Genomic DNA, 11826 nt, shown 5'->3' on the forward strand with positions numbered 1-11826 from the left:
GTCGTGGGCGGTGCGGTGGTGGGCGGGTTGGGCGCGCCGTTGGCCAGGCTGAAGGCCAGCTCGGGCTGGAACGAACCGGCCGTGAAGCGGCAGCCGTCCGCCTCGCCCGGAGGCTTCACCCACAGGTACGCGTCGATGTTGCTGTCGCCGGTGTTGGTCGTCGGGTACTGCCCGATGCGCCGGTCGGTGTTGTCGTCGCCGCACCAGTCCCCGCTGGCGCCCCCGTTACGGCTGGTGTCGATGACCTGGCGCTTGCCCGAGATCCCCATGCCGTTGAGGGCGGAGATGACCGACCGGCCGAAGTTCGCCTCGTTGGAGGTGGAGTTGTAGTTCGACACGTTGGTGAAGAAGCCGTCGGCGTACTGCACGCCGGCGGCCCGGAGCCGGTTGGCCGTCTCACCCGCGCTGTTCCAGGTGGAGTGGCCGCCGTCGAGGTACACCTTGGCGTTGGGGTTGCCCGACTTGATGGTCTGGGTGGCAGTCGAGATCGCCTGGTTGCGCGCGTTGATCTCGCCGGTGCTCAGGCACGTCAGCAGGGCCAGCGAGTCGGTCTCCAGGATGATGATGACGGTCTGGTTGCCCAGCCCTCTGGCGAAGTTGGACACCCATGTCTGGTACTGGTTGAGGTCCGGTGCCCCACCGGCGCTGGCCCCGCCGCAGTCCCGGTTGGTGATCTCGTAGACGGCCAGCACCGGGATCTGCTGCGCCGCGTTGGCGGCGCCGATGAACCCGGAGACCTCGGACTGCACCGTCGAGGGGTTGAAGTTGGCGAACCAACGCGCCTGCGGCTGACTCGCGATCTTGTCGCGGATGACGGCGGTACGCGAGTCGCCGGGGTTGGCGGCGACCCACCGGACGACGGCCGAACTCGGGTCGCGGTAGAGCGACCCGGACAGCGTGCCGGCGGAGGCGCTGCTGACGGCGAGGCAGACGCCGACGGCGGTGGCGCCCGCGACGGCCGCCACACTGACGGCCGCCGATCTGCGGCGGAGCGAGGAGAGGATGGCCACGACGTGTTGCCTCCAGATCACATCGATGTTACTAAGTTGATGGGAGCGTTCCCATGGACGTTAGCGGAGGTGTGCACCGCTGCCAAGACGTCAGTGCTCATCGATGAGATAGAGGCCGACGTTGCTGCCAAGGCCCGCGCGTTGTCTACGCGACGCGACTGACCTCTCCTCCGTTCAGAAAGCAGTCGGGTCGATTCCGTACCGTGACCGCCCGCAGAGCGACCGGGTGCGTGGTTGGATCCGGCGCATCAGAGGGCCGGGGAGGAACCGCCAGGCATGGGTCACGCGTGACTGCGGGCCGAGGCCGACCTGCGGCGGTGGGCGGCGAACCGACCCCCGCACGGCGCGCCGCCACGTACTAGCCTGTCGCGGTGGCGAGTAATTCTCAGCCGAGCGGCGGGCTCTCCGGCACGCTACGGGCGACCCTCAGTTGCGCTGTCGCGCTAGCGGTCGGTGTGGGTGCGATCTATGCACTCGGACCCTGGTCGACCGAAACGGCTGGACCACCTGCCCCGCCCCGTCCGGTGGGCGCCGCGGTGGAGGTCGCCGGCCGTACGGTCTCCGTGCTCGGGGCGGGGGATATCCTGCTGCACCCCGAACTGTGGGACCAGGCCCGGCGCGACGGTGGCGGCGAGCTTGACTTCGGCCCGATGCTGGCGCCGGTGCGTGAAACCGTCTCCAGCGCGGATCTGGCCCTGTGCCACCTGGAGACTGCGCTGGCACCGCCGGGCGGCCCGTACATCGGCTTCCCGAAGTTCAGCGTGCCGCAGGAGGTGCTCAAGGGCATCAAGAGCGTCGGGTACGACGGTTGCTCCACCGCCTCGAACCACACCATCGACCAGGGGTACGACGGCGTCAAGCGGACCCTCGACGCGTTGGACAAGGCGGGGCTGGGTCACACCGGCAGCTACCGGACCGAGCGTGAGGCCGGCACCGTCAAGATCTATCGGGCCAAGGGCGTGAAGATCGGGCACATCAGCTTCACCAAGAGCTTCAACGGCCTGCGCGCACCTGCCGGTAAGGAGTGGGTGGCGAACCTGATCGACGTGAAGGCGATCCGGCGGGATGCGGCGGCGGCGCGGGACGCGGGCGCCGAGATCGTGGTGGTCAGCCTGCACTGGGGCACCGAGTACGAGCACGAGCCGGACGTCGACCAGCAGACCTGGGCCCGCCAGATCGCCGCGATCGACGACGTGGACGTCGTCTTCGGGCACCACGCGCACGTCGTCCAGCCGGTGGAGCGGATCGGCGACACCTGGATCGTGTACGGGATGGGCAACCAGATCGCCCGGCACGCCGAGCCGATCAACGCCAACCGTGACGGTGCGATGACCCGGGTGACGTTTGGTCCGGCAGGTGAGACGAGAAGGTGGAAGGTGGTGGCCATCGAGGCGATTCCCACCTTCGTTGATCTGAATCCGAACATCCGTCTGGTCGATTTGGAGCGGGCGATGGCGGATCCCGCCCTGTCACCCGGGCGGCGCCGGATCTACGAGGCCGCGGTCGAGCGCATCGAGGGCAACCTGTTGACCAGGGCAGCCGGCACGGCGGGCCTGGTGGTGCGCGGGGTGCCGCGCAGGTAGCGGCCACGATCCGGCCGAGAGTCGGTCCATATCGACCCAGCTCGCGTGGTTGGGCACCTTGCTAGCATTCGCGACGGCCGGAGGCTGTGCCTGGCTGACGAGCTGGATGGGTCGCGGTCCAGAGCGCAGCTCCACGGGGAAGGTAGTCGTTTCGGTGTCAGGCAGGTCGGCCCAGTACGCGCCGTGGCAGTCGGCGGCTGGGCCCGCAAACGAGCAGGAACAGCTGCTGGCGTGGCGGCGACGGGCGCTGGACCAGCAGCTGCCGGCAGCGGCCTTCCCGGCCGGCACCAGTGCACCCTCACTGGTCTATCTCTGGACCACGATGCTCGTGGTCGCCGTGACGATCCTCGGGTTCGCGGTCAGCTCCCAGCGCGGGGTACTCCCGGCTGTCGTCGACTCCCAGCGCGACGTCGTGTCGAAGCTGGCGTCGGGCATGCAGGTCGAGGCGCGCGGCAGGGCGACCGAGCTGGACCGGACGGTGCAGGAGCGCGGTGCCACGAGCGACGCCGACCTGCTCACCCGCTTGGTCGACGCGGGCACCGGCTTCACCGGCGTGGCGATCGTGGAGACCGCTTCCCGGAAACCTCTCGCGGCCAAGGGCGCGGCGCTCCCGATCGACCTGCTGCCGCCGGTGCTGGAGATCGACAAGACGACCGCCGTCACCACGGCGGACGGCCCCGCGCTGGTCTACTCCGTCGCGCTGGACGACACCCGCGCGGTGCTCGCGACCCACCCGGTCACCATGCGGAACCTGCGGCTCAACCCCGACGCCGGGCACGGTATTCACATGATCACCACCGACGGCAAGAGCAGCCTGATGCAGGGGGCCAACGCGGTCGACGCCGTACACCTGCCGACGGTCTTCGCCGGCCTGGCCAGCGCCGACTCGCCGCAGAGCCGTGAGGTGATCGTCAAGGAGTGGGCGGACCGCAGGTTGGTGGTGTCGGCCGCGCCGGTGGGTGAGACCGGACTTGTGGTCGTCTCCCTGCTCGCCTCGGAGTTGAGCGTGGGGACCTCGGGCACCAAGGGGGCGCTGCTCGGGCTCAGCCTGCTGGTCGTGACCCTGCTCAGCTTCCTGCTCATGCGCAAGTCCCTGGTCCGGCCCGTCCGCGCGCTGCTGGATCAGGCCAAGGCCGACGCCTGCGGCGCGATGACGCGGCATCGCACGCCGATGCGCATCCGCGAGGCGCACCGGATCGCGCGGGCGTTGGCGCTGACCTCCGGCGACCAGTACCCACCGGACCGGCGGTGGCGGCCGACCGTCCTTCAGGGCCTGACCGTCGCCGTGGTGGTCGCGATGCTCTGGCCGGCGGCGGCTGCGGTGCTGGCGTTGCAGGTTTCCGACCCGACGATTCCGGTGCAGTTGGTACGGGACGAGGAGAACCGGGCCGAGGAGGCCAGCAGCGCCCTGGGGCGCCTGCTGGACGATGGCTTGGCCACCGTCTCCCGGGTGTCGCAGGGGGTGCCCACCAAGGACCTCGCGCAGGCGGATCGGACGCTCGACCGGGAACTCGCCGACGAGCCGCGGCTCCGGGCGTTGTACCTGGTCGACCGGGACGGCAAGGTGGTGGCCGGCGCCGGCCGGGATCCGCTGCGGACCGTCGCGCCACTGCCCGGCGAGGTGGGCATCCAGCTTGACGACACGGCCGACCGGTTGCCCCTGGTGTACGCCTTCAACCAGCGCGCTGACGGCCACGCGGTGGTTGGTGAGTTCGACCCTGACCGTCTGCTCGGGCTGGTCCGTCGGGTCGACGGCCGGGTCCGGGTCGTCGACGCCGAGCTGCGGACGATTCTGGATTCGGAGGGCTTCCGGGCATTCCAGCCGCTCCAGGGTGAGGTGGCCCGGAAAGTCGCCGTCGAAGTGCTGCCAGGCAGCACGGTTGGTCAGTCGACCACCGAGGACGGGGCCCCCGCGCTGGTCGCCGCCTCCGGCCTGACCGCGCCGGCGACGGTCGCCCACCTCGAGTGGGCCGTCGTGCTGGAGCAGGACGTCGCCGGGTTGCGCCTGCCGACGATGGTGGAGCGGCGCTGGACCCTGCTGGTGGCGGGTGCCGTGGTCGGCATCGCCCTGCTCACCCACGTGTGGCAGCTGTACATCTTCGTCCGGCCGTTGCGGAGGTTGAGCTCTTTCGCCGAGCAGATGAGCGATGGAACCGTGGAACTGCCCGTTCCGCCGCAGCGGCACGACGACATCGGCGCGATCGCGATGTGCCTGGAGATCTGTCGCCAGGTCCGGCACACCGGGTCCGCCCGGTTCGGCGGCGCGCTGCGGCTGCGCGGCGCGGGCACCGACCGGACCACCGTCCTTGCGCGCGTCCGGCACGCGGCCGGGACTCGCAGCCGGCCGACGAAAGGCTGAGCATGTTCTACCTGTACACCGTCTACAGCCTCTGTTGCCTCGCGCTGCTGGTGGCCGGCGTGATCGAGCAGCGGAACCACAACCGCAACCTCAACACCATCCCGCACCGGGTGCTGGTCAACGGGATCCGTGGCAAGAGTTCGATCACACGACTCTGCGCGGGCGCGCTGCGCGGTGGCAGCAAGGTCGTGGTGGCCAAGACCACCGGCACCGCCGCGCGGTTCATCTTCCCGGACGCCAGCGAGGAACCGGTACACCGCAAGTTCGGGATCGCCAACGTGGTCGAACAGATCGGCATCGTGCGCCGAGCCGCCGTCTACCACCCGGATGCGCTGGTCATCGAGTGCATGGCGGTCATGCCCGCGTTGCAGGAGATCAACCAGAGCAAGCTCATCCGGTCCACCATCGGGGTGCTCTGCAACGTCCGCGAGGACCACCTCGCGGAGATGGGGCCGACTCTCGACGACGTCGCTCGGTCGCTGAGCCGTTCGATGCCGGAGGGCGGCATCTGCATCACCGCGGAGAAGGACCGGCTGGAGATCCTTCAGCAGGAGGCCGCCAAGCGGAACTGCCAGCTGATCGCGGTCGACCCCGAGTCGGTGACCGACCGGGAGATGGCGGGCTTCGGCTGGATCACCTTCAAGGAGAACGTGGCCATCGCGCTCGCCGTCGCCAAACAGCTCGGCGTCGACCGGCACAGCGCGCTCAACGGCATGTGGTCGGCGCCGCCCGATCCCGGCGTGCTCTCGGTGGCCCGAGTCCTCTACGGCAGCAAGCGGCTCCGGTTCGCCAACATCTTCGCCGCCAACGACCCGGAGTCGACGTACATGAACATCGAACAACTCGAGAAGCAACGGCTGATCAGCCAGCCGTTGACCATGGTGATCAACTGTCGGCCAGACCGGATGGAGCGAAACGGGCAGATGGGTACGCTCGCCGGCCGGGTACAGCCGCAGCACATCGTGCTGATCGGTGAGATGACCCGCAGCGCCCGGGTCAACGTGCCCGCCGACCTTCAGAGCCGGGTGGTCGACCTGGGCGGCAAACTCCCGCCGGAGCGGCTGGTCAGCGAGGTGATGGCGGTGACCGCAGCGGACGCCTCCATCGTCGCCGTCGGGAACATCCACGGGCAGGGTGAGGTGCTGCTGCACGAGCTGGCCGCCCTACCGAGCTGGGAACCGCAGGACCACACCAAGGCCGAATCGATGCTTCGTCCGCCGACCGCGCGCAGTTTCGCCGTGGATGGCGAGACCGTGTTCCTGGGAAGGACCCGCCGGTGACATTCGGAGGAGAACTCAGCGCCCAGCTCGCCACCGCCTGCCTCGGCATCGGCCTGGTCTTCGCGCTGCTCTGCTATCTGACCACCAACCTCTCGCCCGGAGGGATGATCACGCCGGGCTGGATCGCGCTCGCGCTGATCGAGGACCCGCTCCAAGCCGCGGTGATCGTGGTCATGACGGTCGTCACGTACGCCCTCACCAAGCTGATGCAGCGCATGGTGATTCTCTACGGCAAGCGCCTCTTCGCCGCGATCGTCCTGCTCAGCGTCCTCCTCCAGATGACGCTGTTCGTGATCGTCCAACGCGACCTGCCGCTGCTCTTCGCGCACCAGACCCTGGGCTTCGTGGCGCCCGGACTGATCGCCTACCAGCTCGTGCGGCAGCCGCCCAAGGCGACGGTGCTGGCCACCGTCATGGTCACCGGCATCACCTACGGCGTGGCGTTCAGCGGCGTCGTGGCCGGCTTCGTGCCGGTCACCTGAGGCCATCACCACCGAGGAGGGACAGGCATGAACTACCGGACTTACTCCCGCGGCCGCGCCTTGCTGATGACCGTCGCCGCCTTCGCGTTGCTGACTGGTGGCAGCACCTTCACCTACGTCGCCGCCCGGCACTTCGCGACGGACCCGATCGAGCTGAGTCTCGGTGCGCAGGCCGCCCAGGCCGCCGCGCCGAGTTCGTCCGGCTACAACTACCGTCGGTTGTCCGCACCGGACCGGACGCAGATGCTCGACGCCAAGGGAAAGACCGTCGCGATCATGACCGACGGTGCCCGTACGGTGCACATCAGCGGCCCGCGGCGGACCTTCGCCGAACCACGGTTCACCAAGGCCAAGGTGCCCGCCGCGTTCTGGGTGCGACTGGCCCCGCGGGAGTGGCGGGCGGGCGCCGAGAAGGAGAAGTGGTTCACCGACTGGTTCGCCAAGGCTCGCAAGGACCGCTCACCGGACGTGCTGGAGGTGGCCCGGGAGTACACCTATGTCGCCCAGCCGAAGAAGGATGCGAAGGGTCGGCAGTACTCCGGCGACGCCGCCTTCGGGCCACTCTCCGACATCGACCCGGACGGTCGCGCGGAGAACTCCGACTTCTACGACTATCTCGGGTTGTCGTGGGAGTTCCCCGACAAGAAGGAGAAGCCGACGGCGTCGCACATCCGCAGCCTGGACTGCTCCGGCTTCCTGCGCATGGTGTACGGCTACCGGCTGGGCTATCCGCTGCTCGGCACCAACAACGCCGGCCCCGGCCTGCCCCGGCGGGCGACCGCGATGGCCTCGGTGGGGCCAGGGGCCCTGCTGATGCCGAACACCGGCAAGCGGGCCCGGGAGCTGGATCGACTGCTCCCCGGCGACCTTCTCTTCTTCAACGCCGGGCCGGTGCAGGGCGCGAACATCGAGCACTCCGGCATGTACCTCGGTGTGGACGACCGGGGACACCACCGGTTCATCTCCAGCCGTACCACCGCCAACGGCCCGACCATGGGTGACCTGGGTGGTGAGTCCATCCTGGACGGCACCGGCTACTGGGCCCTGCGCTGGCGGACGGCTCGCCGGATCTGACCTCAAACGGGGTCAGGCCACCGTGACCTGATCCGCGAGCACCGTCGCGACGCGGTCGCGGGCCTCGGCGTCCCGCCGGACCGACCAGCTCAGCTCCAGGTGGATGAAGACGGCTTCCAGCGCCGCCGCGGCGCGGCCCTGCTCGTTGGTCTTGCCCTCAAGCTGGCCGCACTTCTTCACCCACGCCCGGCAGGTGTTCAGCCCGGATCCGGAGAGACCGTCCGCGATCCGCCGGGCCACCGGGGTCACCGGAGCCGAACCGGTCGACACCACCGCGTCGGACGAGGGCAGGTTGCGGTCGGCGAAGCCGTGCAGCTGAATCTGATCGAGACCGTTCTTGGCGAACTCGACCGCCAGGGTGTGAAACAGCGACCGATCGTTGTGGGCGACGTCCGCGTCGCCGCCGGCGGCCTGACGATGGGCCCCAGCGACCAGGAGCACGCTGGCCGGCACCTTCCGGTGCACCGCCAACCCCAGCTTCTCGGTGTTGATGTCGAAGCCGGGGTGCGGCACCTCGATGACAGTGCCCGGGGTCGCGCTGCGATCCACCAGCACGGCACCCCAGGAACGATCGTCGGACCCGGTGGCGAGGTAGAGGTCGAACGGACGGCCGGTGGTCGGGTCCGCACCACGGTGCGCCCGGAAGCCGAGATCACCAAAGATCTGGTCCACATCGGTGCCGTCGCTCGGACCGGCGACCAGGGATCGCGCTGCCCGCCGGGCCGCCGCTCGCTCCCCCGTGTCGGGGTCGCGGTAGGGGTTGTCCCGGGAGAGACCGGCGGTCAGCTCATCGATGAGAAGCTCCGGATCAGGCCCGCGCTGCTCGTCGGACTTCGGCTTGGCGTCGGCGCACGCCCCCGAGCCCAGCATCGCCAGCGTCGCCGCTGCCAACAGTCCCCGGCGAGTCGGGCTCACGGCCGGAAGCGGTGTAGGCACCCGTGCAGGTTATCCGATCATCCCCGGGGGATCGCCGTCCTGCCCGGTGATGCGTACCCCGTTGGCGCCCAGGGTCACGACCCGCCCGTCCACGCGGCGCAGGATGTCGTCTGGCTCGACCGGCCCGCCTACTCCGGCTGATTGGGAGTGCCGCGCCCCAACTCGTACGGGGACGTCACGCCCTCGTAGGCGAGGTGCATCACCATGCCGTTGGCCGCGTGGTCGAGGTTGTGGCAGTGGTCCATCCAGAGCCCCGGATTGTCCGCCTTGAAGCCGATCTCGTAGATCTGACCGGGTATCAGGTCGAGGCTGTCGATCCACCACGGTGACCCGGTCGCGCGGACCCCGTTGCGGGACAACACCAACGCGTGATGACCGTGCAGGTGCATCGGGTGGTTCTGGTGGCTGCGGTTGACGATCCGCACCTTGACCACATCGCCCATCCGGACCATCAGCGTCGGCGTCCTGGGGAAGCTGTGCCCGTTGATGATCGGCACCAGGTGGAGACCGCCGTCGTAGAAGGACAACCGGTCGTCGAGCAGTTGGGTGAACGAGCGATCGAACGACGAGCCCGCGTCGAAGGGCCGGGAACCGCCAGAGCCGTACGAGAGCGGGTCGAACCGCTGCCCGTCGTCGACGACCTTCGGTGTCGAGGTGTCACCGGGGGGCGCCAACACCAGCCCGCCGTCGCGGTTGGCGAGGTCGGTCAGGCGCACCGGGCCCGCCGGCATCGTGAACGTCACGTCGTAGCGGCCCCCGGTCGCCAGCCCGAACCGTGGGTCGGTCAACGGGGTGGGGCCGTTGACGTCGACCCCGTCGATCGCCGCGACCCGCACCGGCGTGCCGTTGACCGTCAACGACCGGGGTCGGCTGTCAGTGGACGGATTGTTGTCGGTGTTGATCAGGCGCAACCGCACCGGCGTGCCCGGGGTGACCTCCTGGCGTTGCAGCGTGTCACTGGTGCCGAACGAGACAATGTTGTCGTCCGGCGTACGCCACTCGTGCGCCATCACGACGACGTCCCGCTCACCGGGTGGTGGGCCGTCGCGCGGCTCGACGATCAGCGCGCCGAACAGACCCCGCCGGATCGCCTCCAGCGGGTTCTGGTGGGTGTGGTACCAGAAGGTGCCGACCTGCTCAGCGATGAACCGGTAGGTGAAGCTGCCGCCCCGCTCCACCGCGTTCTGCGTCGCGCCGGCCACGCCGTCCTCACCGTTGGGGACGTCGAGGCCGTGCCAGTGGATCGTCACGTTCTCGTCGGGAATCTCGTTGTGCAGCGTCACCTCGACGAGGTCGCCCTCGCGGACCCGCAACTCCGGCCCGGGCGACTGACCGTTGTACGTCAGCGCCTTGATCTCGGTGCCCGACGACAGCCGTACCGTGGCGTTCCGCGCGGTCAGGGTGAAGGCCCTGTTGGGCTTGCCGGTCCGCGGCCCACGCAGGTCGTCGACGGAGACGCCATGACCGCCGTGACCGATCGAAGGGCCGCCACCGAAGTCGACGTCGTCGTGCGAGGTCATGGTCATCCGGTCGGGCAGCCTGCTGCTCTGGGCCACGTAGGCGATACCAGCGGCGGCGGCGAGCACCACGACGGCGGTCTGCGCGGTGGCGCGCAGGGCACCGGCCCGCCGGCCACGGCGCGCGAAGTCGGTCGCGGTGACGACCCGTAGGCGATGCCCCTGCCAGAGCCACAGCACCAACACCGACAGGAGGAGCGGCGCCGCGTGGGTCGCGATGTCGTCGAGGTAGGAGGGGACCGGACGTGACACGTACGCGAAGTAGACGCCGACGACCGTCGCCACGGCCGTCACCTGGACCGGCACGACGAATCTGGGGTCGGCGGCGGCGGAGCGCGTCTGCACGTCGACCGGTGCGTCGTCGCGGTTGGCCAGGGCGCGCAGCCGCGGCACCGTCCAGACGGCGGCGGCCAGCATCGGCGGCAGCAGGAGCGGCATCTGCACGATCACGCGGTTGTCGGCGAAGATCCAGTCGACGGCGAGCATCAACCCGATAGCGACGCACTTGACGATCAGCACCACCAGCGCGGCGACGAGCAGCCGCAGCAACCGGCGGGCGCTCTTCCGCAGCGCCACGGGCGTCGGCCGCCAGGCCAGCCGCGTGGCGAGGATCGCCACGGACAGCCAGATCAGGAACAGGACCCCGGCCAGGATTCCATCGACGTTCTCTCCGACCTCAAACATGACGCCAACCTACGAAGCAGACCCACCACCCGACATCCGTTGACGAACGGTCACGGTGTACGGCGATCGCCGTAGCCGGGAGCCCCTGCGAAACAAGGGCCGTAGTCAGCTAGCTGCCGGGCGCGACGAGCCCGGTCTGGTAGGCGAGCACGACGAGTTGCGCCCGGTCGCGGACGCGGAGCTTCACCATGGCCCGGTGGACGTGGGTCCGGGCGGTGGCGGGGCTCATCGACAGCCGGCGCCCGATCTCCTCGTTGGTCAGCCCGCAGGCCACCAGGCTCATCACCTCGCGCTCGCGGTCGGTCAACACCGCCAGTCGGCCGCCGTCCACCGGTGCCGGCGCGACCCTGCTGACGAACGCGCTGACCAGCCGGCTCGTCACCCGCGGCGAGATCAACATGTCGCCGCCGGCCACCACCCGCACGGCCTGGCGCAGCTCGTCGGGCTCGATGTCCTTGAGCAGGAACCCGCTCGCGCCGGCGCGCAGCGCCTCGAAGACGTACTCGTCGATCTCGAAGGTGGTCAGCACGATGACCCGCACGGCCGGGAACCGCTCGACGATCGCGGCCGTGGCCTTCACGCCGTCGAGTACGGGCATTCGCACGTCCATCAACACGATGTCGGGACGGGTCGCGGCGACCATCTCGACGGCCTGGGCACCGTTGGATGCCTCACCGACCACCTCCAGGTCGTCGCTGTGGTCGAGCAGGCCCCGGAAGCCGGCCCGCACGAGTGTCTGGTCGTCCGCCAACACCATCCGGATCGTCACGCTGTCTCCTCCACCTCGACCGGCAGCCGCGCGGCCACCCGGAAACCCCCACCCTCCGGCCGGGGACCGGCCTCGAGCGATCCGCCCGCTGCCGTGGCCCGTTCCCGCATGCCGGCCACCCCGTGCCCCCGC

Annotated in this window: 9 protein-coding genes; 5 read left to right on the forward strand and 4 right to left on the reverse strand. The window is 69.7% G+C overall.

The window, feature by feature from the left end; translation table 11 throughout:
- On the reverse strand, window positions 1-1010 hold a 1010-nt coding region (locus tag DLJ59_RS33255; protein WP_124778089.1), incomplete at its 3' end, for a glycoside hydrolase family 6 protein.
- Window positions 1011-1534: 524 nt separating this feature from the next.
- Between DLJ59_RS33255 and DLJ59_RS33260 the strand changes: the two genes are divergently transcribed.
- From DLJ59_RS33260 to DLJ59_RS33280, 5 genes are all read left to right on the forward strand, one after another.
- Window positions 1535-2593, forward strand: a complete 1059-nt coding sequence (locus DLJ59_RS33260; protein WP_244236366.1) for a CapA family protein — start codon at window positions 1535-1537, stop codon at window positions 2591-2593.
- Between the two features lie 154 nt (window positions 2594-2747).
- Window positions 2748-4952: a HAMP domain-containing protein gene (locus DLJ59_RS33265; RefSeq protein WP_124778082.1), complete on the forward strand. Its 2205-nt coding sequence runs from the start codon at window positions 2748-2750 to the stop codon at window positions 4950-4952.
- A gap of 2 nt (window positions 4953-4954) precedes the next feature.
- On the forward strand, window positions 4955-6232 hold the full coding sequence (pgsB, locus tag DLJ59_RS33270; RefSeq protein ID WP_124778083.1) for a poly-gamma-glutamate synthase PgsB: 1278 nt from the start codon (window positions 4955-4957) through the stop codon (window positions 6230-6232).
- Complete coding sequence (locus tag DLJ59_RS33275; protein WP_124778084.1) at window positions 6229-6714, forward strand: poly-gamma-glutamate biosynthesis protein PgsC/CapC; 486 nt, start codon at window positions 6229-6231, stop codon at window positions 6712-6714. The genes pgsB and DLJ59_RS33275 overlap by 4 nt, the downstream gene beginning before the upstream one ends.
- Window positions 6715-6741: 27 nt before the next feature.
- Window positions 6742-7788 (forward strand): NlpC/P60 family protein, encoded by a 1047-nt coding sequence (locus tag DLJ59_RS33280; protein WP_124778085.1) that lies wholly within the window; start codon window positions 6742-6744, stop codon window positions 7786-7788.
- 12 nt (window positions 7789-7800) lie between these two features.
- Here DLJ59_RS33280 and DLJ59_RS33285 read toward each other — a convergent pair whose 3' ends face one another.
- The 3 genes from DLJ59_RS33285 to DLJ59_RS33295 all read right to left on the reverse strand — a co-directional run bounded on the left by DLJ59_RS33285 (window position 7801) and on the right by DLJ59_RS33295 (window position 11694).
- Entirely contained in the window at window positions 7801-8724 is a 924-nt protein-coding gene (locus tag DLJ59_RS33285) for a hypothetical protein (protein ID WP_124778086.1), read from the reverse strand.
- A 128-nt stretch (window positions 8725-8852) separates the two neighbouring features.
- Window positions 8853-10925 (reverse strand): multicopper oxidase family protein, encoded by a 2073-nt coding sequence (locus DLJ59_RS33290; RefSeq protein WP_124778087.1) that lies wholly within the window; start codon window positions 10923-10925, stop codon window positions 8853-8855.
- Window positions 10926-11034: 109 nt separating this feature from the next.
- Entirely contained in the window at window positions 11035-11694 is a 660-nt protein-coding gene (locus DLJ59_RS33295) for a response regulator (protein WP_124778088.1), read from the reverse strand.
- Window positions 11695-11826 lie beyond the last annotated feature (132 nt).

The organism is Micromonospora inaquosa (assembly GCF_003857055.1).
Taxonomy (GTDB): domain Bacteria; phylum Actinomycetota; class Actinomycetes; order Mycobacteriales; family Micromonosporaceae; genus Micromonospora; species Micromonospora inaquosa.